This window comes from Robertmurraya mesotrionivorans (genome assembly GCF_050971805.1).
In the GTDB taxonomy this organism is placed as follows: domain Bacteria; phylum Bacillota; class Bacilli; order Bacillales; family Cytobacillaceae; genus Robertmurraya_A.
In genome coordinates this window covers 483,697-507,830 of sequence record NZ_JBPCCH010000001.1, presented here as the reverse complement: position 1 = coordinate 507,830, position 24,134 = coordinate 483,697, and the positions used below count along the sequence as shown (strand labels likewise).

General features: G+C 39.3%; 19 protein-coding genes. 3 read left to right on the top strand and 16 right to left on the bottom strand.

Translation table 11 applies throughout. The features are described 5' to 3' along the window. Window positions 1-10: 10 nt before the first annotated feature. The 11 genes from meaB to ACRX5O_RS02495 all read right to left on the bottom strand — a co-directional run bounded on the left by meaB (window position 11) and on the right by ACRX5O_RS02495 (window position 15,444). On the bottom strand, window positions 11-1,057 hold the full coding sequence (gene meaB / locus ACRX5O_RS02545; protein WP_433904471.1) for a methylmalonyl Co-A mutase-associated GTPase MeaB: 1,047 nt from the start codon (window positions 1,055-1,057) through the stop codon (window positions 11-13). Continuing rightward, on the bottom strand, window positions 1,057-3,237 hold the full coding sequence (gene scpA, locus ACRX5O_RS02540) for a methylmalonyl-CoA mutase (protein ID WP_433904470.1): 2,181 nt from the start codon (window positions 3,235-3,237) through the stop codon (window positions 1,057-1,059). Before scpA ends, meaB begins: the two co-directional genes overlap by 1 nt. After that, entirely contained in the window at window positions 3,230-5,092 is a 1,863-nt protein-coding gene (locus ACRX5O_RS02535; RefSeq protein WP_433904469.1) for a methylmalonyl-CoA mutase family protein, read from the bottom strand. The genes scpA and ACRX5O_RS02535 overlap by 8 nt, the downstream gene beginning before the upstream one ends. A 129-nt stretch (window positions 5,093-5,221) precedes the next feature. After that, the gene (locus ACRX5O_RS02530; protein ID WP_433904468.1) at window positions 5,222-6,487 is read right to left on the bottom strand and encodes a dihydrolipoamide acetyltransferase family protein; all 1,266 of its coding nucleotides are present in this window, start codon (window positions 6,485-6,487) and stop codon (window positions 5,222-5,224) included. A gap of 31 nt (window positions 6,488-6,518) precedes the next feature. Then, entirely contained in the window at window positions 6,519-7,502 is a 984-nt protein-coding gene (locus ACRX5O_RS02525) for an alpha-ketoacid dehydrogenase subunit beta (protein ID WP_119709063.1), read from the bottom strand. 14 nt (window positions 7,503-7,516) lie between these two features. Continuing rightward, window positions 7,517-8,512 carry a thiamine pyrophosphate-dependent dehydrogenase E1 component subunit alpha gene (locus ACRX5O_RS02520; RefSeq protein WP_433904467.1) on the bottom strand — a complete coding sequence of 332 codons (996 nt, stop codon included), beginning with the start codon at window positions 8,510-8,512 and terminating at the stop codon, window positions 7,517-7,519. 71 nt (window positions 8,513-8,583) lie between these two features. Beyond that, the gene (gene lpdA, locus ACRX5O_RS02515) at window positions 8,584-10,005 is read right to left on the bottom strand and encodes a dihydrolipoyl dehydrogenase (RefSeq protein ID WP_433904466.1); all 1,422 of its coding nucleotides are present in this window, start codon (window positions 10,003-10,005) and stop codon (window positions 8,584-8,586) included. A 16-nt stretch (window positions 10,006-10,021) separates the two neighbouring features. After that, window positions 10,022-11,146, bottom strand: a complete 1,125-nt coding sequence (buk, locus tag ACRX5O_RS02510) for a butyrate kinase (RefSeq protein WP_433904754.1) — start codon at window positions 11,144-11,146, stop codon at window positions 10,022-10,024. A gap of 69 nt (window positions 11,147-11,215) precedes the next feature. Beyond that, the gene (gene bcd / locus ACRX5O_RS02505; protein ID WP_119709067.1) at window positions 11,216-12,310 is read right to left on the bottom strand and encodes a branched-chain amino acid dehydrogenase; all 1,095 of its coding nucleotides are present in this window, start codon (window positions 12,308-12,310) and stop codon (window positions 11,216-11,218) included. 33 nt (window positions 12,311-12,343) lie between these two features. Next, the gene (yqiS, locus tag ACRX5O_RS02500; protein ID WP_433904465.1) at window positions 12,344-13,249 is read right to left on the bottom strand and encodes a phosphate butyryltransferase; all 906 of its coding nucleotides are present in this window, start codon (window positions 13,247-13,249) and stop codon (window positions 12,344-12,346) included. Between the two features lie 134 nt (window positions 13,250-13,383). Next, window positions 13,384-15,444 (bottom strand): sigma 54-interacting transcriptional regulator, encoded by a 2,061-nt coding sequence (locus tag ACRX5O_RS02495; protein WP_433904464.1) that lies wholly within the window; start codon window positions 15,442-15,444, stop codon window positions 13,384-13,386. A 135-nt stretch (window positions 15,445-15,579) separates the two neighbouring features. On the opposite strand from ACRX5O_RS02495, the gene ACRX5O_RS02490 reads away from it, so the two are divergent. After that, window positions 15,580-15,831: a DUF2627 domain-containing protein gene (locus tag ACRX5O_RS02490; RefSeq protein WP_433904463.1), complete on the top strand. Its 252-nt coding sequence runs from the start codon at window positions 15,580-15,582 to the stop codon at window positions 15,829-15,831. Between the two features lie 8 nt (window positions 15,832-15,839). Here the strand turns inward: ACRX5O_RS02490 and ACRX5O_RS02485 are convergent, their stop codons facing one another. Further along, a complete protein-coding gene (locus ACRX5O_RS02485; protein ID WP_433904462.1) occupies window positions 15,840-16,580 on the bottom strand; it encodes a glycerophosphodiester phosphodiesterase in 741 nt (246 codons plus the stop codon). A 16-nt stretch (window positions 16,581-16,596) separates the two neighbouring features. Continuing rightward, window positions 16,597-18,171 (bottom strand): flagellar assembly protein A, encoded by a 1,575-nt coding sequence (locus ACRX5O_RS02480; RefSeq protein WP_433904461.1) that lies wholly within the window; start codon window positions 18,169-18,171, stop codon window positions 16,597-16,599. A 173-nt stretch (window positions 18,172-18,344) separates the two neighbouring features. On the opposite strand from ACRX5O_RS02480, the gene ACRX5O_RS02475 reads away from it, so the two are divergent. Next, the gene (locus ACRX5O_RS02475; protein ID WP_433904460.1) at window positions 18,345-18,923 is read left to right on the top strand and encodes a hypothetical protein; all 579 of its coding nucleotides are present in this window, start codon (window positions 18,345-18,347) and stop codon (window positions 18,921-18,923) included. A gap of 146 nt (window positions 18,924-19,069) precedes the next feature. Next, window positions 19,070-19,870, top strand: a complete 801-nt coding sequence (locus tag ACRX5O_RS02470) for a CsxC family protein (RefSeq protein WP_433904459.1) — start codon at window positions 19,070-19,072, stop codon at window positions 19,868-19,870. Between the two features lie 105 nt (window positions 19,871-19,975). On the opposite strand, the gene spo0A is transcribed toward ACRX5O_RS02470, so the two are convergent. The 3 genes from spo0A to recN form a co-directional block, all read right to left on the bottom strand. Continuing rightward, window positions 19,976-20,779 (bottom strand): sporulation transcription factor Spo0A, encoded by an 804-nt coding sequence (spo0A, locus tag ACRX5O_RS02465; protein ID WP_433904458.1) that lies wholly within the window; start codon window positions 20,777-20,779, stop codon window positions 19,976-19,978. Between the two features lie 230 nt (window positions 20,780-21,009). Beyond that, window positions 21,010-22,299, bottom strand: coding sequence for a SpoIVB peptidase (gene spoIVB, locus ACRX5O_RS02460; protein ID WP_433904457.1), 1,290 nt, complete (start codon window positions 22,297-22,299; stop codon window positions 21,010-21,012). 131 nt (window positions 22,300-22,430) lie between these two features. Continuing rightward, window positions 22,431-24,119: a DNA repair protein RecN gene (recN, locus tag ACRX5O_RS02455; protein WP_433904456.1), complete on the bottom strand. Its 1,689-nt coding sequence runs from the start codon at window positions 24,117-24,119 to the stop codon at window positions 22,431-22,433. Window positions 24,120-24,134 lie beyond the last annotated feature (15 nt).

Genomic DNA, 24,134 nt, shown 5'->3' with positions numbered 1-24,134 from the left:
CTTCCTTTTTTTATTTTTTTTCATAAAAATATTTGAATAGAAGGTCTACTGCAGAGGTAACCGTCTGATCACCATCAACAACAGCTCTTTCAAGATGAGGAAGCAATTCTTTTATTTTTTCGTGAGCGTAAAACTGTAACTGAAGCTGGTCCGTGATTAAGGCGTGCATCCAATCCTTTGTTTGTTTTCTTCTTCGCTCCTCAAACTCTCCTGATTGGGTCGTTTCATGGATAAATTGTTCAATTGTCTGCCAAATTTCCTTAATTCCTTTATTATATAAGCTTGAGCATACATGCGCTCTCGTTTCCCAATTAGTAGTTGAGGGTTGAAGGAAATGCAGAATTTGATTATATTCATCCCTTGTTTTTCGTGCAGCAGCTTCATTTTTACCATCCGCTTTATTTACGACAATGGCGTCGGCAAGCTCCATGATTCCCTTTTTCATCCCTTGCAGCTCGTCACCAGCACCTGTTAAAACAAGGAGCATAAAGAAGTCTACCATGTCTCTTACCACTACTTCACTTTGTCCCACACCAACTGTTTCAACAATAATCACTTCATAACCTGCGGCTTCACAAAGAGCAATAGACTCCTTTGTTTTTCGATGTACGCCACCTAGCTTTCCTCCCGTGGGAGAGGGACGAATAAAGGCCAACTCTGTCCTAGATAGATGTTCCATTCTCGTTTTGTCCCCTAAAATACTTCCTCCACTACGCTTAGAGCTTGGATCAACGGCTAGAACAGCTACCTTAATGCCTTGCTCACATAAGTACATCCCAAATGAGTCGATAAAGGTACTTTTTCCCGCTCCTGGTACACCTGTAATGCCAATTCGCACTGATTTACCTGAGAAGGGAAGAATTTGTTGAAGAAGTTCCTGCGCCTTTTTAAAGTGGTGGTCGGCATTGCTTTCGATTAATGTGATCGCTTGAGCGAGCATAGAGCGATTTCCGTTCCTTAGTCCTGAACAAAGCTCCTCAACCGTTGGTGCATTATTTACTTTTTTGTGAAATCGTTTTGCAGAAGAAAAGCTATTCTCTAAATGATTATCTTTCATTACTTTTCCACTTCCTCATAGCCTAATCGCTCGTAGATAGCTCTTACCACCTTTTGAGCGGCTACTGGAATGACAGTCCCAGGTCCAAAAATTGCGGCAGCCCCTTGATCATATAAATAGTCATAATCTTGAGCAGGGATTACTCCACCGATTACCACTAAAATATCATCCCGACCTAAGTCCTTTAATTCTTTCATTAGTTGTGGAAGCAGTGTTTTATGGCCGGCAGCAAGTGAGCTTATTCCAATCACGTGAACATCATTTTCGATCGCTTGTAAAGCGGTCTCTTTTGGCGTTTGGAATAACGGTCCAATATCCACATCAAATCCTAAATCAGCAAAGGCCGTTGATATCACTTTTGCTCCCCTGTCGTGACCGTCCTGTCCCATCTTGGCTATAAGGATTCTTGGCCGGCGTCCTTCATTTTCTAGAAATTCCTCTGTCATACGCTGAACTTCTTTCATTTCCTCTTCATTCGAGTACGCAGAGCTATATACTCCACTAATTGAGCGGATAATCGCTTTGTGTCTTCCTGCAACAGCTTCCACCGCATCTGAAATTTCCCCGATTGTTGCACGAGCCCTAGCTGCGTTTACCGCAAGTTCAAGGAGGTTTCCTTCGCCTGTCTGTGCCCCTTTTGTTAATGCTTCTAGAGTTCGCTTTACTTCTAGCTCGTCTCTATTTGCTTTTACATATGCCAGTTTTTCAATTTGCTTTAATCTTACAGCCGTATTATCTATGTCTAAAATCTCAATATCTTCTTCTTTATCAACTCGGTACCGATTGACACCGATGATTGTTTCCTCACCAGAGTCAATTTTGGCTTGGCGCTTAGCTGCCGCTTCTTCAATCTTCATTTTTGGCAATCCCGTTTCAATTGCTTTTGCCATTCCACCTAGCTCTTCAATCTCTTCAATATGCTCCCACGCACGTTTAATCAACTCATCTGTTAGTGCTTCAACATAATACGATCCACCCCAAGGGTCAATCACATTCGTGATTCCGGTTTCTTCCTGAAGAAATAACTGCGTATTACGAGCAATTCTAGCAGAAAAATCAGTTGGAAGGGCAATAGCTTCATCTAGTGCATTTGTGTGAAGAGATTGAGTATGGCCCATCGCTGCTGCATGCGCTTCGATAAGTGTGCGAGTCACATTATTAAACGGATCCTGTTCCGTTAAGCTCCATCCAGATGTTTGGGAATGGGTACGTAAGACCATAGATTTTTCACTTTGAGGAGAAAACGACTTCATCATCTTTGCCCAAATATAACGCCCTGCCCTCATCTTAGCTACTTCCATGAAATAATTCATACCAATCGCCCAAAAAAACGATAATCTGTGGGCAAAGGAATCAATATCAATACCCGCTTTTAGACCTGTTCGAACATATTCGAGTCCGTCTGCTAGTGTGTAAGCAAGCTCAATATCAGCTGGTGCTCCCGCCTCCTGCATATGATATCCTGAAATACTAATGCTATTGAATTTCGGCATATACTTAGAAGTATACGAAAAAATATCAGCGATAATTTTCATCGACATTTCTGGTGGATAAATATATGTATTACGAACCATATATTCTTTTAAAATATCATTTTGAATCGTCCCAGATAACTGTTCCTTACGCACCCCTTGCTCCTCAGCCGTTACAATGTAAAAGGCCATAATTGGCAAAACGGCTCCATTCATTGTCATTGAGACAGACATCTGGTCAAGAGGAATGCCATCAAACAAGGTTTTCATATCGAGTACAGAATCTATAGCAACACCTGCTTTTCCTACATCACCTACGACGCGTGGATGGTCAGAGTCATAGCCTCTATGGGTGGCTAAATCAAACGCTACTGACAATCCCTTTTGCCCCATTGCTAAATTTCTACGATAAAATGCATTACTTTCCTCTGCGGTAGAAAAGCCTGCATACTGTCTTACCGTCCAAGGCCTATTAACATACATCGTAGGATATGGTCCTCTTGTAAAGGGGGGCAAACCAGGTAAATCTCCAAGATGCGCTAAATGATCGCGGTCTTCTCTCGTATATAGAGATTTTACTTTGATTTGTTCATTTGTTTCGAAAGATAAATCCTCTATGGAGTCAGTTATTTCTTCTTTTTCTCGGTTACTCTTTTCTTCCTTAAAGGACGAAATCTTTATTTGACGAAAATTGGGTTTATTAAGCATGAGTGGTTTCCTCCATTTCAGTCAAGAGACTCGATAGAGAATCATAGCAGTTACTTTGTCGATGAAAAAAGTCCGTTACACCTGTTTGAAGCCATACATCCTTTTGTTCAGGAAGCCCTGCCAAATATAGTCGTTTTTCCGGATAATTCGTATGAAATTCTTTCACGATGGAAAGCCCCAATTCTTCATATTCTCCAAACGCTCCACACAAGCAGTAAGTTGAATGGTTACTACTTTCAATATATTTCTGAATTTGTTCCCAACTGTCAGTTCCCTCGCTTTTTTCTGTAGCAATTCCACCTGGTGCAAGAAAGCCCGCAATAAAATCTGCTTGTGGTTTAAACTGTTTTAACCCACCTATACAAATTATCCCCACCACTGGTTGCCGTTCTAGTTTTTCAGAAAGCCTTCTAAGGGTTTCATAGGGTTCTGAAAGTCTAGATTGCTTTAGCTCGGGTATCTTGATGGCTACTGCTTCAGGTGTTGTTTTTTGCTGCATGCATAATTTTAATGGCTGATCTTCCAAATTTGCGTACATATTGGTGCCGACAATCGATTGTTTCCTTGTGAAACTATCATTCTTTCTATTATCCAATACTTTAGAGATTTGTGTTTGGATGTCACCATCAACAAGGGAGGATAGCATACCGCCATTATCATCGATTTGTAAAAACAGCTCCCAAGCCTTCTTGGAAATCTCGTCAGTTAGTTCTTCTATATACCATGAACCTCCAGCTGGATCATGTGTTTTACAAATAAGCGCTTCTTCTTTTAGAATAAGTTGAGTATTTCGAGCAATTCGCTCTGAGAACTCTGCTCCGTTCCCTTCGAGCTCATTAAATGGACTTACATGCAAATATTGAACCCCTCCGATGACTGCAGCAAATGCTTCATTACTAGAACGAAGAAGATTCACATATGGATCATACACTGTTTTTGTAAAGCTTGATGTTTGTGCTGATATGACCATCTTTTGATTTTCGGTACTTCCTCCGTATGCTTTTACGATTTCACTCCAAAGCATACGGGCTGCTCTTAACTTAGCAATTTCCATAAAGAAATTGGCTCCTACTGAGAAGTGAAAAATATATTTAGATAGTATTGTTTCGATCGGTATGTTTCGATTTGAGAGTTCTTCTAGGTGGAATACGGCAGTTGCAAGAGAAATCGCAATCTCTTGGACGGCGTTAGCCCCCCCATTATGATAGGGAGTTGTGTCGACAAGAATTGTTTTTAGTTCTGGGAATTTTTGTGAGGCAAATTGAATATTTTTTGCTAATTCATCATACAAATCGTTCACTGGCTCTTCTAAATAGCCATCTGAAGCCAATTGGGCTAACGGATCCGTTGCGATAAAGCCTTGTATATCACTTCTCTCTTTGACGCTAGCGAGCTCTGAAAGGAGTTTGGATTGGTGACGTTTCTTTGCATGAACGCAAACTGGGAAACGGTCCGTAAACGCTTCAAATATAGATTGATAGGAGATATCCTCTTGAACAGAGAAAGAAACAGCGGACTGTCCGCCTTTGATTGCAGCTTCCATCTTGTCTTTTAGCTCATTTACGGTAGACGCGTGAATGGTCTGAGCTATTCTCCATGGTTGCTTCTCGCCCGAATACGAATCAATTCCTCTTCGATAATCTGGGACACCAGGAAATTGAGAACAGTGTTGTTCTTTTTTAAAATAAAGCGGTTTCATTTTTATCTGTTCGTATGTATGTTTTATTAAATGTTCTACCTTTTTTCCTTTCAGTGACTGTTCACTTTTTTCGGTCCAGTCCTCTTCTTGCCAAAGTGGGAATGACGCATGTTTCATATCTTTTATTTGCATTGTATGCCGTGTCAAATTTGCCACGGCTCCCCTCCCTCCGAAAGATAAATTGAGGTAAAATTCAAAATTATTGATCTTACCCTTATTGTAGTACACATGGGAATAATTGCAAAGGAGAAAAACCGCTGTCTCATAGACAACGGCTTTTTTGTATTAGTAGATAGATGTATTTTCTTTTGTGGTAGCCTCAAGGATATCTTTCACCCGTTTTAAGAATCTTCCGCACACAAGTCCATCAAGAACGCGATGATCTAGCGATAGACAAAGATTAACCATGTCTCTTACAGCAATCATACCTCCATCCATGACAACCGGACGTTTAACGATGGATTCTACCTGTAGTATGGCTGCTTGTGGGTAATTAATAATTCCCATGGATTGAACTGATCCAAACGAACCGGTGTTGTTAACAGTGAACGTACCACCTTGCATATCAGCACTTGTTAATTTTCCAGCTCTCACTTTAGACGCTAGTTCAGTAATTTCTCTCGCAACCCCTTTAATGGTCTTTTCATCCGCGTGCTTAATAACTGGAACATACAAAGCATCCTCTGTTGCAACAGCTATGGAAATATTAATATCCTTCTTCTGGATGATTTTATCTCCTGCCCACATAGAGTTCATTTGCGGGAATTCCTTTAGGCTTTGAGCGACTGCTTTTACAAAGAAAGCAAAGAATGTTAAGTTAAACCCTTCTTTTGCCTTAAACTCCGATTTGATGGAGTTTCTGTATGCAACTAAATTCGTCACATCGACTTCAACCATCGTCCAGGCATGTGGTGCCTCATGCTTGGAGCGTAACATATTAGCCGCAATTGCTTTTCTAACACCTGAAACCGGAATTTCTATATCCCCGGCTGTTACAGGAACATCAATTGAAGCAGGCGCTGCTTTTTCTACCGCTTTTGGAGCTGGAGCAGTTGGAACAGCTTCCGCTTTTGGTTGAGGTGTCGGAACGGCTCCAGACTCTATGATCGCCAGAAGATCTTTACGAGTAATTCGACCACCCGCTCCAGAACCTGATACCTGTGTTAAGTCAATTCCATGCTCCCCAGAAAGCTTTAAGACTGCTGGTGAATAGCGTGCTTTATTAGGCGTATCACTTATTACTTCAGGCTTTTGAACATTTTCCTTTGTTTGATTCTTTGTTATCGTTTCCTGAGGTGTACTATCTTGCCCTTCGATTTCGATGGTACAAATAATCGCACCAACCTCTAATGTTTCTCCTTCGCTAGCAATAAGTTCGACAATCTTTCCTGAGAAGGATGAAGGTACTTCTGCATTTACTTTATCAGTCATTACCTCTGCTAGAGGATCATATTTGTTTACCGTGTCCCCAACTGAAACGAGCCATTTGCTAATCGTTCCTTCTGTTACACTCTCCCCAAGCTGAGGCATTTTGATTTGTTCGATAGCCAATTCATTACCTCCTTGTTAACCTTTAATCCTATTAAAATTCAGCAAGCTCACGCATCGCTTTTTCGACCTTATCTGGATTTACCATAAAGTACTTTTCCATCGTTGGTGCGTATGGCATAGCTGGTATGTCAGGGCCCGCTAAGCGCTTAATCGGTGCATCTAAATCAAACAAGCAGTTCTCAGCAATGATCGCCGCTACTTCGCTCATAATGCTGCCTTCCTTGTTATCCTCCGTCACTAACAGGACCTTTCCTGTTTTAGAAGCTGCTTCAATAATCGCCTCTTTATCCAAAGGATACACGGTACGTAAGTCAAGGATATGGGCTGAAATCCCGTCACTTGCTAATTTTTCTGCGGCTTGTAGAGCAAAGTGAACACATAAACCATAAGTAATGACGGTAATGTCTTCTCCCTCTCGTTTTACATCTGCCTTACCGATTGGAAGAACATAATCATCAGCCGGAACTTCCCCTTTGATTAAGCGATAGGCACGCTTATGCTCAAAAAACAGAACAGGATCGTCATCACGAATAGCTGCCTTTAACAGACCTTTTACATCATAAGGAGTCGAAGGCATAACAATTTTTAGACCAGGTTGATTGGCAAATACCGCCTCAACTGATTGAGAATGGTACAGCGCACCGTGAACGCCTCCACCATACGGAGCACGCACTACAATAGGGCAATTCCAATCATTGTTAGAGCGATAACGGATTCTTGCTGCTTCGGAAATAATTTGGTTCACTGCGGGCATAATAAAATCAGCAAACTGCATTTCAGCAATTGGTCTCATACCATACATCGCTGCGCCTATTCCAACTCCTGCAATGGCTGATTCAGCTAGTGGAGTGTCAATTACTCGAGCCTCACCAAATTGCTCATATAAGCCTTGCGTTGCTTTAAACACACCGCCCTTTTTACCAACGTCTTCACCTAAGACAAATACTTTCGAATCGCGCTCCATCTCCTCACGGATCGCCATAGTTACCGCATCAATATATGAGATTACAGGCATTGATTTCTTCCCCCTTACTTCTCAGCGTACACATGCTTTAATGCACTTTCAGGAGCTGCATATGGTGCATTTTCTGCATAGTCGGTTGCTTCATTTACTTGTTTCATTATTCGATCATTAATTTCCTTTGCTATATCATCATTTAGGAGTCCAACTTCTGTTAGATAAGAAGCAAATGTAAGAATTGGATCCTTCGCTTTTGCTTCCGCTACCTCTTCTTGACCGCGATAGCTTCGGTCATCATCATCAGAGGAGTGAGGAGTTAATCGGTAAGAAACGGTCTCTACCAATGTTGGGCCTTCTCCACGACGCCCGCGGTCTGCTGCTTCTTTCACTGCCTTGTATACTTCAAGTGGATCGTTTCCATCCACCGTTACACCTGGCATGCCATAACCAATGGCTCGATCGGAAACATTCTCACACGCAAGTTGTTTTTCGATCGGAACGGAAATCGCATACTTGTTGTTTTCACACATAAAGATGACTGGAAGTTTATGAACTCCAGCAAAGTTTGCGCCTTCATGAAAGTCTCCTTGATTCGATGAGCCTTCTCCAAACGTAACGAATGTCACTAAATCTTTGTTTTCCATTTTACCAGCAAGGGCAATTCCAACTGCATGAGGAACCTGCGTAGTTACTGGAGAAGAACCTGTGACAATCCGGTTTTTCTTTTGTCCAAAGTGACCAGGCATTTGACGCCCACCTGAGTTTGGATCCTCTTCCTTAGCAAAACCTGACAACATTAGATCTTTCGCGGTCATACCAAAAGTTAAGACAACACCCATATCTCGATAATATGGAAGAACATAATCCTTCTCACGATCTAGTGCAAATGCTGCACCGACTTGAGCTGCCTCTTGACCTTGACACGAAATAACAAATGGAATTTTACCCGCGCGATTTAACAGCCACATCCTCTCATCAATTCGACGAGCAAGCAGCATCATTTCATACATTTCTAAAACCGTTTCATCACTCAAACCTAACTCAAGATGACGATTTTCACCCATTATCATAACCTCCTATTTAACGGTGACAGACACCCTTTGTGGACATTTGTATTTATGGAGTGGACACACACTCATCCGTGTAAAGCTTTCCCATCTACGGCAAGGGCTGCTTCTCCGATTGCTTCAGATAACGAAGGATGAGGGTGAATCGTATGAGCGATTTCCCATGGAGTTGCATCCAACACTTTAGCTAACCCTGCCTCTGAAATCATGTCTGTTACGTGCGGACCGATCATATGGACACCTAAAATATCATCCGTTTTCTTATCAGCAATGATTTTTACAAATCCATCTGATTCACCATACACAAGTGCTTTACCGATGGCTCGGAAGGAGAATTTCCCTACTTTTACCTCTAATCCTTTTTCCGTCGCTTCTTCCTCTGTGTATCCTACACTTGCTACCTCAGGATTGGAGTAAATACACTTAGAAATAAGACTATAATCAATTGGAGAAGGCTTCTCACCAACAATATGCTCAACCGCAACAATTCCTTCATGTGAAGCTACATGAGCCAACTGAAGTCCGCCAATGACATCACCAATTGCATAAATATGGGATTCCTTTGTTTGATAGAAAGAGTTTGTTTTAATAATTCCTTTTTCTATCTCAATATCCGTATTTTCAAGTCCAATTCCTTCAACATTTGCTTGGCGACCTACAGAAACTAAAATCTTCTCGGCTGAAAATTCCTTAATAGTTCCTTTTACATCAGCAGAAATCGAAACATCGTTTTCCTTTTTTAGAGTTTCTGGTAAGACTTTTGCACTGGTAACCAATTTGATTCCTTTTTTCTTCATTAAGCGCTGCATTTCCTTTGAAATTTCGCGATCTTCTGTTGGAATAATGCGATCACTATACTCTATTACAGTGACATCTGTTCCAAAATCCGAAAGCATCGATGCCCACTCTATTCCAATCACACCGCCGCCAACAATAATAATCGATTTAGGAACAGAAGTAAGTTGCAATGCCTCATCAGAGGTAAGTACCTGTGAACCATCGATTTCAAGACCCTCTAACGTACGAGGACGAGAACCAGTTGCGACAATGACATTTTTCGGTATCAGCATCATGTTGTCTTCTCCGCTATTCATCTCTACCGAAATGGTACCCGGCATTGGTGAAAAGATAGAGGGACCTAGGATCCTGCCAGTTCCTTCATATACGCTAATTTTACCTTGTTTCATAAGGTGTTGAACCCCTTTATGGAGGCCCTCAACTATTTTATTCTTTCTATCTTGAACCTTACCGAAATCTAATGAAATGTTTGAGGCAATTACGCCAAAATCTTGCGCTTTCTTAGTCGTACGATATACCTCTGCACTTCGAAGTAATGCTTTACTAGGAATACACCCTTTATGTAAACAAGTTCCGCCTAACTTTGCTTTCTCAACGATTGCCGTTTTTAATCCAAGCTGTGACGCACGTATCGCTGCCACATATCCACCAGTTCCTCCACCTAAAATGACTAAATCATATTCTTCTGCCAAACCAAAACCCTCCTCGTTACTTGCTATGAACGGTATCTTTTATTCTATTTGGATATTGTTTCGCCTCTTCTTCTCCTCTTAACACTCTTAACGCACCTTCTGCAAGAGCCTGTAACTCATTTTCACCAGGTTCAATCATGACGTCTGCTATCCAATTGACACGATCACTGATTTCTTTAACAAATCCTTTCCCGTATGCCAATCCACCTGTAAGGATAATGGCATCCACTTTTCCTGCCAATACACTACTCGCTGCTCCAATCTCTTTCGCAACTTGATACGCCATCGCTGAGTATATAAGCTTTGCCTGCTTATCTCCCTTACTGATCATTTCTTCTACTTTTAGCGCATCATTTGTACCAAGATACCCAACTAGCCCACCTTGACCGACTAGTTTCTTCATAACTTCTTCTCTATAAAAATCTCCTGAATAACATAAGGAAATTAAATCACCTGCTGGTACTGTACCCGCACGCTCCGGACTAAATGGTCCATCACCATGCAGTCCATTATTCACATCAATCACTCTTCCATTTTTATGAACTCCTACAGTGATTCCTCCACCCATATGAGTCACAATTAGGTTCAGGTCCTCATACCTTTTTCCGAGGGACTTCGACACCCTTCTAGCAACCGCTTTTTGATTAAGTGCATGGAAAATACTCTTCCGTTCAATTAATGGAAAACCAGAAATACGTGCGATAGGATCAAGTTCATCTACAACAACTGGATCGACAATAAATGCTGGGATATTTAAACCCGATGCAATTTCAAAGGCAATAATTCCTCCCAGGTTTGATGCGTGTTGCCCTGAATAACCAGCCTTTAAGTCTAAAAGCATCAAATCGTTTACTTCATACGTCCCACCTTCAATGGGGCGAAGTAAGCCACCACGTCCACAAACAGCACTCAGCTTTGAAATATTTATCCCTTCAATATCAAGCGTTTCAAGTATCGTTTGTTTTCTGAATTCATATTGGTCAATGATATTGTCAAACGAATTGATCTGGTCTGATTCGTGTCGTATGGTCTTTTCAAGAATTGAAAGATCATTATCGAATACTCCGATTTTCGTTGATGTAGAACCAGGATTGATCACAAGAATTCGATTCATTAATTCGTGCAACGTGTAAACCTCCATTGTATCCAAGCTTATACTACTATGTAAAAGACAAGAGGCTGAAATCCTCAGCCTTTCCTTGTCAGTGCATTAACGTCGACTTAAAATATGATGTCCGTTCTGTAGGAATTGACTTCTAGAATTACGCATTCTTTCGATTCGCTCTTCTGCCATTCGATCAGCCGCTTTATATGTCGGAATTCTATCACGTTTTGCAATTTCAATTACCTTTTCAATATTCGAGTAGATCGTCTCAACTTTTTTCATTGCTCTCTCATGATTATAGCCGTATAGCTCATCTGCTACGTTAATTACTCCGCCTGCATTAATCACGTAATCTGGAGCATAAACAATTCCCATTTCATGAATGATATCACCATGGCGTGGGTCACGTAGCTGGTTGTTTGCAGCTCCTGCAATGACTTTCGCTTTAATTTGCGGAATCGTGTTATCATTAATTACTGCTCCAAGAGCACATGGTGCATAAATATCACAATCCACACTATAAATTTCATTCGGCTCTACCGCTTTGGCTCCAAATTCCTCAACAGCCCTTTGTACAGCTTCTTTATTAATATCCGTAACAATTAATTGTGCACCTTCTTCATGAAGATGACGGCACAAGTTATATGCTACATTTCCTACACCTTGTACGGCAACAACTTTTCCTTCAAGTGAATCCGTGCCGAACGCTTCCTTTGCAGCAGCTTTCATCCCACGATAAACACCATATGCAGTGACAGGTGATGGATTCCCGGAGGAACCAAATGCCGGTGATATACCCGTTACGTAATCCGTTTCTTCATGAATTAAATCCATATCTGCAACCGTTGTTCCTACATCTTCCGCTGTAATGTAGCGTCCATTTAATCCTTGAATGTATCGACCGAACGCACGGAACATTTCTTCATTTTTATCTTTACGCGGATCACCAATAATAACTGTTTTTCCACCGCCAAGATTTAATCCAGCCGCTGCATTTTTGTAGGTCATTCCCTTTGCTAGACGCAAGGCATCTTCAATCGCAGCTTCTTCTGACTCGTATGTCCACATCCGCGTTCCACCTAAGGCCGGACCTAATGTTGTATCATGTATAGCGATAATCGCCTTTAATCCAGATTGTTTATCTTGGCAAAACACCAATTGCTCGTAGTCATAAGTTTCCATATACTTAAAAATTTCCATTTACTTCTTCCTCCTCAACCAACAGTGTTTTCTTTATTTACAAACAGAACATATTGCAAGAGCAAGTGAATACACTTTACTTTCCGCTGAATCTGCTCTAGATGTTAAAACAATTGGTACTTTTGCTCCGGCGATGATCGCTCCAACCCTAGCACCAGCAAAATATACGAGTGATTTATATAGTGTATTTCCTACTTCAATAGTTGGCACTAGTAAAATATCAGCTCGTCCAGCCACCTCACTGTTAATCTTTTTCTGCTTAGCAGCTTCGAGAGAAATGGCATTATCAAGACCAAATGGTCCATCAATGATGCAATCCTTTATTTGGCCTCTTCGGTTCATTTGAGTTAAGATCGCTGCATCCATTGTTGCTGGCATGGATGGATTTACGACCTCTACTGCTGCAATGACAGCAACACGCGGAGTTTCAATCCCGATTGATTTCGCAAGTTTTACCGAATTATTAACGATTTGAATTTTTGTATCTAAATCCGGATTTATGTTCATGGCTGCATCGGTAACAATCGTAAAACGGTCATAACCAGCAACTTCAAAAACGGAGATATGCGACAGCACATTCCCTGTTCGTAATCCGTAGTCTTTATTAAGTACTGCCTTTAAGATGGCGGCTGTTGGAATATTACCCTTCATAAGTACATTTGCTTCATTTAATTTAATTGCTTTAACTGCATGTTCAGCAGCAGAAGCACTTGAGTTGGTATGAAAAATCTTTATTTTTTCACTTTTTACTAGCTCCGGGGCCTTTTCCCTCAGTATAGACAAGATTTGCTCTTTATCTCCATATAGAAAGAAATTAGCTATCCTAAGCCTTAGAGCCTCTATAACTGCTTCAATAACCTCTACATCATCTGCCGCCGCTACTGCTACGGTCTTTTCTTCATATTGGGTTGCTCTTTCAATTAGCAAATCCAATGTCATGTAAGTTCAACCCCTCTTTACCCAAACTTGCGATACTCCTGTATAACATTATGCAAGAAGCATGCCAAAAAATAAAATATGAAAACGTTTTATTTTGCATGAATTATCCTGCAAATTATTTCATTGTGTGAAATTTATTGCATGCCACTTCTGGCAAGATTGTATTTATCGAGCTTATAATATAAATTTCGAACGGATAATCCCAATTTCTTTGCAGCTGCTGTTTTATTTCCTTTTAACTCCGCTAAGGTTTGAGCGATTATTTTCGCTTCAAACTCTTCAACCAGTTCTGCGAGCGATTCCTTTTTTTCATCCTCAGCTGACACCTTTGGCAACTGATCTTGCTCCTTAATTAAAGCAGGAACGTGCATAATATCAATTTCTGTTTCATGGTTGGTCATAAAAATGATTGCCCTTCCAAGAATGTTTTCTAATTCTCGAACATTGCCTGGCCAATCGTAACGCATAAGTTGCTTCATTGCGAGCGGAGTGATTCCCTCCACATTTCGTCCATAATCTTGATTGATTTTCTGAATGAGCCTTTCGCAAAGCAAAGGAATATCCTCTTTTCTGAATCTCAAAGCAGGAATATGAATAGGCATTCGATTGAGACGATAATATAAGTCTTCCCGAAAAGTACCGTTCGCAATGCCTTTCTCAATATTTACATTCGTGGCAGCGATCACTCGAACATTAATCGGGATCGATTTGGTCCCACCCACTCTTGTAATTTCATTTTCCTGTAAAACTCTTAACAGCTTTGCTTGTGTATTGGCCGTCAACTCACCAATCTCATCAAGAAAAATACTTCCATTATTCGCTTCTTCAAATAACCCTTTTTTGCCCCCACGTTTCGCACCTGAGAACGCTCCTTCCTCATAGCCAAACAGTTCACTCTCAAGCAGACTTTCTGATAATGCCGCACAATTTACACGGATGAACTTGTTATATTTCCGATCACTTCCATTATGGATTGCGTGCGCAAAGAGCTCCTTTCCCGTTCCTGATTCACCGCGAAGCAATACCGTTGCAGGAGTTTTCGCACCAAGTCTTGCTTGTTCAATCGAAAGCTGGATTTCCTCCGAACGTCCAATAATATCATCAAAGGAGTATTTCGCTTCAAGAGTACGAATAATTTGCCTCGCTCTACTCAACTCTTTATTCAAGCTTTGAATTTCGGACATATCATGAATGACTCCGACGCTTCCTTTTAGTTTTCCATCAACGATTATAGGAGCGACATTGACAATGACATCTTTTTTATTTGGTCCAACTCTCATCGTTACTCCTCTTACCGGTCTTCTCGTTTGGAGTACTTTCATATGCATACTTTCGCCTTCTGATATATCAGCATTGGCTGGTTGACCAATGACTTGTTCCTCCGTCAATCCTGTTAACCTAGTATAAGCAGGGTTAATCATAATCCCATTTCCGTTTTCGTCCACAACAGAAATTGCTTCATCACTAGACTGAATAATCGCTTGAAGCATGGTCCTTATCTCATTTAAATTCGTTATTTCAAGCGCCAGGTCCATTAACTCTGTTTTATCTTTAAAGACAGAAAATGCCCCAATTAATTGATTATTTTCATCAATCATTGGGATTCGGGTGGTTATCACATGCATTCCATTCGTTAATACCAATTCATGATTCGCTTCAATTTTCCTAGTTTTTAAAATACGTGGCAACTGGCTTGAAGGAATAACCTCGACGATTGGTTTTCCAATCGCCTCTTTCTGGCTAATTCCTGTCATTCTCTCCGCACTGCTATTAAAAAGGGTAACTACCCCGTCTTTATTTACTACAATCATCCCATCGTCAGTCGAATTAAAAATTAGATCATGCTTATATGCATCATTTTGCACTTTATCAAGCAACTTTTCTTTTTCTTCAATTAACATGGTAACAAGGAAGGCTACACTTCCAGGAATAAGAACCGTATTCTTAGAGCGAGCATCTCTTAATTCATGGAAAACATTTTCATCACCAGTTACCTCAATAATAATATCAACTGTTTCTATATATTTACGCCAATCAATATCTGTAATGATCCCTTCCGATTTTGCGTGTTTTATTCCTTCAGCCTCTAAATCATGATCAATCACCACTTTGACATTAAGCATAGCTGTTTCTTTTAATATTTTTAATATAGAAGTTCCACCCTTACCGGCCCCTACAATCATGACTGTCTGCAAAAAATCACCTACTCTATATGTATAATGAAAAATATTGCATGTCTCTATTTTAATGTGAATATTCCATCTTGACAAATTGGGAGAATAATTTATGATGGCAGAGGAGACCACACTTTCGTTTTGAAGGGATTGCCTATGATTAGAATATTTGCGTTACTTATCTTATTAATACCTGGCTTTTTAGCTGCATACGGTATTAAACTCATGCGAGATATGCTGTTCGGGATCCTTCTTTCACCCTTTCCATATCTTTGGCTTCAATTTCTGATTGGTCTTTTTCTGTTTGTGGCAGGATTATCTTTCGTGGCAGGTTTTATCTTTCGCAGAGATCGCAAAAAAAATAAAGTACAAGCTCGATTTCAGACACAAAAAAAAGACAAAGCGTAAAAATATGATTACGCTTTGTCTTTTTTATATTTATCCCGAAGTTTAACCGCTATGGTTGGATCATCTGTTATAAACGCTGTACAGTTGATTTGGAACAATCTCTCCATCTCAGCTTCTTTATTGACTGTATATGGCCTCACAGCAATTCCTGACTCTAAGGAAGGACCGATCACCTCATTGGGCACTGCTAAATAATGGGGATGAAACCCTTTCGCTTGAATAGAAGCTGCATATACCCATGGCATATATAGACCTTCTGATAGCAAAGGGGCAATCTCGATTTCTGGAGCAAGTCTATAGCAATCAACAATACTGTAATGGTTAAACGAAGAAATTACGATTCGTTCTGAGAGATCGTATTGACGAATTAATTGTATCACTTTTTCTTCCATTCCTTCGTAACGAAACACACCATTTTTTAATTCAACATTGCAGGTTAATGTATTTGTCGTTAGCCAAGAGAATACTTCTTCTAATGTAGGAATTGTTTGTTTTTCTTTTAAATCAGGAAACAATACTCCCGCATTCAAATTTTTTAATTCTTGAAGTGTAAAGTCCTTTACATATCCTTTTCCACTTGTCGTGCGGTTTAGCTTTTCATCATGAATGACTACCACTTCACCATCCTTTGAAAGCTGGACATCTAGCTCTACTCCATCTGCATTTGCATATTCAGCTTCATGAAATGCTATCATCGTATTCTCAGGAAACTTAGCTGAATAGCCTCGATGTGCAATTACTTCCGTCATAATGCTCGTACCTCCATTATTCAGAGTAAAGTGTATTCCTATCACAGTAGATCGTACCTTTTATTAATGTTCGAACATGTTTTTTTTTATTTTTGATTTGTAGTGTCGTTTCTGGATACGCTGCAACTTGTATACTTACTTGACCTTCTCCCTTTGTCTCAAGAAGCTTCATGACGTTTTTTCTTCGTGCCTCTAAAAAGGACACTTCAATCATTTCGTCCTCATACACGGTCTTTAAACGTTGAAATTGCTTGAATTGTGTTTCATTTAGATGCGATTGTAAGTCTTCAAACGATTCGAGTTGCTTTTTAAGCCCTTCCACATAGAACACTTTTTCTTTATAGCTCAACAACAACTCTGAAAGCTCATGTTCTAATTCGAAACGATTGAATCCTTCAACTTGAATAAATGTCTTCCTTTCTAGCCTATTGCCAAATACAGCAGCACTTACCTTCCCCTTCGCCTCAATGGTTCCTCCGATAATTTTACCCTTTTGTTCGTTAGCCATAATATTTCTTCCCTTAATCTTTGCGCCTAACGCATAATAACCAATATGAATATCCTCACCAGCTTCTAGAGTACATTCATTAGCATGTTTTAAGAATATATTTTTTGCTGCTTTAATAATGGTTATGTTATTCCCGAACACTCCACCTTTAATAAAAATGTCACCGCTTTCGGATTCCACTTCTTTGACCCCACTTATGCCAAGCTCCCCTAAGATTGAAATATCCTGAGTAGCTTTGACACTAAAGCCCGCTGAAACAATGCCGTTAATTGTGACGCTTCCATCAAATTGAATGTTTCCAGTACCCGTTCCAACATCTCCATTAATGATGAGATGGTTCCCAACAGAAATTTTCCCATCTTTGTATTGGACAACTCCATCTACAAGCGCTTTCAAAGTGGTTACTTCGTCCTTTTCTATCTTTTCAACTGTCTTATGGTCATAAAACAAGGGTTTGTCCTTCCCTCTTTTCGGAAGCAAAACCTCTCCCAGTACATTTCTCCCAGGAACACCTTCTGTACATGACTTCTTTTCACCAAGCCATTCTCCAGCTTTCACTTCATCAATAAAATGCAAATCAAAGAAATCCACTTTTCCGTCTTCACGAATCGTCGGTTTTCGGTCAGATAATTGAAAATACCGCACAACTGCATCCGCTCCATTAAGGGCGGGTTCACCTTTTGCTACGACTAATTCCTTATTTGCAAGTGGTTGCTTTACTTCCGCTTCCAATATTCCATTTTTAATTCCATGGACATCTAGGGCTTCCATTATGTCGGCCGTTAGTTTTTCACGTTCGCTATGTAATTGTGCTTCTGTTGCGCGAAGGCGCATTTTTGCAATCATCTTATTTTCACTAATAGAAATAGAAATAAGAGGCTTCCATTCACCGACATGTATCTTCTCATTTTTTGCCTGTTCTAAACTAGTTTTCAACTCTACAAATTTTGTGATCGCTATTCTCGGATGCTCTCGAACAAGCTGATCCAATCGATTAAGTGAAAAGCCTTTTTGTAAGACAGTAATAAAGATAGATCCGTTCTCCTCTTCCAGTCGAAAATATTCATTGTTTATTAGGTCCATGAATGCCGTCACCCTAATCATAATAGTACTTTAAGTATATATGAAAGATGGTTACTTGAATATACATGATCAATCTTCTTCATACAAAAACAAAACTTTGTCCCAACAAGTGATAACTATAAGAGCAGTATCATATTTTTAAGTAAATATATTATATGTTAGTAGGGATTTTTATGAATGAAAACAATCATCACCCTTATGAGCAACTTTCAAATTCTAACTCAGTCCCCCGTTATATAAGAGTCCCAGTTGAAATCGTTCATTCAAAATTTGACTTTACGATTAATAAAACCATTAAAATTAGCGAAAGAACAAACAAAATATTAGACATCAACTGGACTACCCTTCACCCTGAATACCAAATAAACCTAGTAGCAAATCGACTTTGGATTTCCGGTAAACTTCATGCTGAAATCACCTATACAAAACTAAACAACTCAAACATCCACATAGAAAATCTTCTTATTCCGTGGAAAAAAACATGTCAATTAGAATATACGTACCCTCCAATGATTCCTTTGAGCAATGAAAAAATACAGTATGATTTCATAAACCATGACCAACAACCAGAACCTTCCACTCACTTTGAACAAACGATTTATCAAAATGAAGCGCCTATATTCGAAATCATATCTACCAAAATTATTACAACAAAGAATATAAAAGAAGAGGGTACTAACTCCATTCTATTATTGGATCTATATTGTGAAAAACAGTTTAGGATATGGCAAAACCAAATAATTAAACTTTAAACCAGAAGGAACTGTTTTTATGGTTCCTTCTTTGTTATGCACAAAACATAAACAGGCTAAAACACCTGTCCATTAGTCCATACATCCGGACAAGCGAATCATACACTAATCATGTATAACAAGCATCAGAAAGGGGAAAATTTAACATGTCATTTTTTGAGCATCATGATTCTCACGGAAAAAAGAAAGTTGTAAAATCATCATCTGTTCAACAAGAGGTAAGTAACACACCCGTAACACCAGAGGTAGTAAATTCGTATCCTTTTATGAAAGTTCCTGTAGTATTAGGGGAAACAACTGTACAAATTGACCTTGATTCCATTATTGAGTTTCCTGAGCCGGTATTAGAAATCAAAAAAATTAAGAAAAACCTAAAGCTAGTACAATGTCGTCTATTGCTACCGACAAACAAGCTATTCTTAAAGGGATTTGTTAGAAAAAACATTCAATATGCAACACCTAAAGCAGGAGGGAAAGATTTTGTCTCTTCAAGCATTCACTCCTTAACGGTCGATGTCCCATTTCAAGCAGTCACTCAAATAGATTTTTTAAACAAACCTGCTTTTAAAGCTGGTCCTAAAACGACTGAGTTCGAGTATTTCATGTCTTCCCCACTACCACATGGATATGCTTCCAAAGAAAAATTGCTTTCAGCTGACCTATCCGAGTACAACCAAATTAGTGGTGAGGTTTTCAACGAGCTACCGTATTGTGAATTAATCGCAAGTCATTTTATTGAAATGGATGAAGCCCTAAATAGAAAAATGGGAACGGTCTTTGGCCCTGAGGGAGAAATCTGTGCACCATTTGAAGAAGGTACCTTCACAAAAATCGAAGAAAAAATGGTTGTTGAACTGACTTTAAAGGTCCTACAAAATCAACAGGTTAAAATGCAGAAACATGTATGCAAAGATGACGAGGATAAAGATAACCATCATCATTATTAATAATCCCCATAACCACACAAAACCCAATGAACACTTGTCATTGGGTTTTGACTTTCCTTATAAATAATAATACTGAATGATGGCTTTACTCTTCTTCTAACTCTTTCAAGAAGCCTTGTGCTCTAAACGAAGCTTATCAGCAACCATCGCGATAAATTCTGAATTTGTAGGTTTTGCTTTTGACATGCTCACTGTATAACCGAAAAGACTCGAAATGCTGTCGATATTTCCTCGGCTCCAAGCAACCTCAATGGCATGACGAATTGCACGTTCTACACGGCTAGCCGTAGTATTATATTTCTTAGCAATATCAGGATACAATACCTTTGTAATTGATCCAAGCAGTTCAATATCGTTGTAAACCATAGAAATAGCTTCACGTAAATATAAATACCCCTTAATATGAGCCGGTACACCAATTTCATGGATAATGCTAGTTATACTTGCATCTAAATTTTTCGGTTTTGATTCCATTTGTTGACGATACATTGGACTAGTTGTTAATGGTGAGGACGATCTCATGACAGCGCTTGTTTTTCCACTCACTTGACGAATATGGTTTCCTAAATTTTCTAAATCAAATGGTTTTAAGATAAAGTAAGAAGCTCCTAGTTCTACCGCTTTCTTAGTTACGTCCTCTTGGCCGAATGCTGTAAGCATAATAACGTTCGGCATCGGAGACTTTCGAGTTTCACGCAACTTTTCAAGAACCGCTAGCCCGTCTAAGTGTGGCATAATGATATCTAAAACAAGAACATCAGGAGTCACTTTTTCTAATAAATCCAAACATTCTTGACCATTATGAGCTGCACCAACGACTTCCATATCTTCTTGGGACACTAAATAGTCCTTCAGTAAGCCAACTAGCTCTCTATTATCATCAACTACACATACTTTTATCTTTTTCACTACATGTTTCCTCCTCAAAAATATTCTCACCTGAACAATTATCTATATATATAATCTACTAACCAATTCGACAATGCAACAGTAAATCCTTTTCTTTTTTGAAAAAATCTAAAAAAATGGTATAAATCTCTATTTTTCTTCGATTTTCGCCCGTATTCGACTTATTCTGTACTTTTGTCGAAAAATCTTTATTTTTCGAATAAAAAAAGGAGAGGCGTAAAGCCTCCACCTTAACTCGCCTTTTCTCTTGGTTTTTCGTAAATATCGATGCCTGCTTCATTTAGCATCCATTCGATATGAACACCATAGCCTGAAGTAGGGTCGTTGACGAACACATGCGTTACGGCTCCAACCACTTTATCATCCTGTATGATCGGACTTCCGCTCATCCCTTGAACAATCCCACCTGTTTTTTCAAGTAATTCTGGGTCAGTTACCTTAATGACCATTCCTTTTGTAGCCGGAAACTTTTGTGGAATGGTGCTTACAATTTCGATATCAAATAATTTAACTTGATCATTATCTACAACCGTTAGTATCTTAGCCGGACCCTCTTTAACTTGATGTGAGAGGGCTATTGGAAGTGCTTTATCCATTACTCCATTGGTAATTTCTTTTGAAAGCTTACCAAATATTCCAAAAGGGCTATTTCTTTGAATGTCACCAATTACTTCTTTATCGGAAGAGAAACGGGCAAGTTTTTCACCTGGATCTCCATTGCTTCCTTTTTCAATAGACGTGACTGTTGAGCGAACAATTTGACCATCCTCAACTACGATAGGCTTTTTTGTGTCCATGTCCGAAATAACATGTCCTAAAGCACCATACTTTTTCGATTCCGGATGATAAAACGTCATCGTTCCAATACCAGCTGCCGAGTCACGAATATATAAGCCGAGCTTAAAATTCTCTTCTCCTGCTTCCTTTAATGGCATAAGCTTTGTTTCAATTTTGCCATCTTCTCTGCTTACTTCAATATTTAATGGTTCACCCTTTTGACCTGCTGTTTGAACAAATGGTGCTACATCTGACATTTTTTCAATTTTTTGACCGTTAATCTTTGTAATAATGTCGCCTACTTTAATTCCTGCAATTTCACCTGGAGATTTCTTGCCTTCTGCTGTATTTACTTGATGGTGACCAACGACAAGGACTCCTACCGTATTAAGCTTCACACCGATAGACTGTCCACCTGGAATGACTTTAAAATCCTTTAATACGTCTACATCGACCTTTTTAATAGGGAAACCTGCTAGTTCAAGCAGCATTTCATCTTTCCCGTATTTCTTTGCTTGTAATGACACGGTTTGATCATCTTGTTGAACAGAAAGAGTAGAATTTGCTGTGACGGCAGCAGATACAGGAGTAGATTTTTGTAAAATAAGGTTTTCACCTTCAAACAGGGTAATGCTTTTGGGGATACTAAGGTAATCTTGAAACGGTTTCGAAAATCCTATGGCAACTAATGAAACAAGGAGAATTCCACCAATTATTTTTCTAAGAAGTTCATGCCTCAACATCTTTCACTCTCCTCGCTTCTAGTCCACACACACTTTTTTCTTTCTTTATGGCTACATCTTTAATTTTGCCTGCTTAAGGCGCATTTATAACCTCTTCCGATATAAAAAAGCTACCCGTTATGGATAGCTTTTCAAGTTACCTTCATTTCCTTAGCTAAATGGAGTAATTCTTTCGCATGCTCACGGGTCAAATCGGTAATTTCTACTCCAGATATCATTCGACCGATTTCTTTTACCTTATCTGGCTCTGATAATGATTGCACCGAGGTTTTTGTTCTTCCTTTTTGGGTAACCTTTGAAATATAAAGATGGGTATCAGCCATAGCTGCCACTTGAGGCAAATGGGAAATACAAAGTACTTGAGATGAAACAGCTACTTTATAAATCTTTTCTGCAATGGCCTGTGCTACACGTCCTGAGACTCCTGTATCCACTTCATCGAAAATAATGGAAGTAACGCCTTGATGTTTAGAGAAAATACTTTTTAAGGCTAGCATCATTCTCGATAACTCTCCACCAGATGCTACCTTGGATAGAGGCTTTAATGGTTCTCCTGGATTTGTAGAGATAAAAAATTCAATTTGATCACACCCTGTAGGAGTGAACACATCATAATCCGAGTGAAAACGTACTTCAAATACTGTTTTATCCATATAAAGCTCTTTTAATTCACGGTGTATCGATTTTGTTAGCTTCTCCGCAAACTGCAACCGTGTGGAGGTCAACTCTTTCGCTTCGAGAACTAAATCTTTCTTTATCGCTGCTAGTTCTTTGCTTAAGGCATTGATATGCGTTTCTTTATTTTGTAATGTTTCTATCTCTTCTTCTATTTTAGCTGAGTATTCTATGATCTCTTCAATCGTTTTTCCATATTTTCTCTTTAGCTGATTGATTTCGTTTAGTCTACTTTCAATATCATGCAACCGTTCTGGGTTGAACTCAAGACTATCCATTTTACTTCTAAGCTCTCTAGCGACGTCCTCTAAGGCATAGTAACTAGTCGAAACCGTATCAGCTAACTCTTGATATTGATGATCGACACTTGAAACATCTTCTAAATGACTCATTAAAAGACCTATCCAATCCAATCCCTTTTGATCTCCTTGAAGCACAGAATAGCTATTAGAAAGGCCCTCATAAACCTTTTCAAAATTAGACAATCGTTTCTTTTCTTCAAGTAATTGGTCATCTTCATTAATTACTAACTGCGCTTTTTGAATTTCATCAAATTGAAATTGAATCAGATCCAGACGATGAGCCATTTTCTGTTCATTTTCACTCAAACTTTTTAACCTTTTGGAGGTCTGCTCATAGCTTCGATATAATTTCGAATACTCTTCTAGTTGTCTTGATATTACTTTTGCCCCGAATTGGTCTAAAAGCTTTTGGTGCTTAGCTTCCTCCATTAATTCTTGATGCTCATGTTGTCCATGAATATCAATTAATGTTGACCCTATTTCACGCAAGGTAGATATCGTCACCAGTTTGCCGTTTATGCGACAAACACTTTTACCCGATTGTGATATATCTCTTCTTAAAATAAGCATTCCCTCTTCAATCTCTATTCCAAACTCTTCGGCTTTTTGATAGCTAGGATGCGTCAAACTCTCTAATTGGAAAAGCCCTTCAATTTCAGCTTTTTCTTCCCCATGTCGAACAAATTCTGACGAACCTCTTCCCCCGACAAGAAGATGAACAGCATCGATTATAATCGATTTACCTGCTCCTGTTTCACCTGTCAAAACGGTCAATCCTTTTGTAAAGGACACAGTTAGGTTTTCAATAATTGCAAAGTTTTTAATCGACAACTCGGTTAACAACTGGTTTCACCTCTA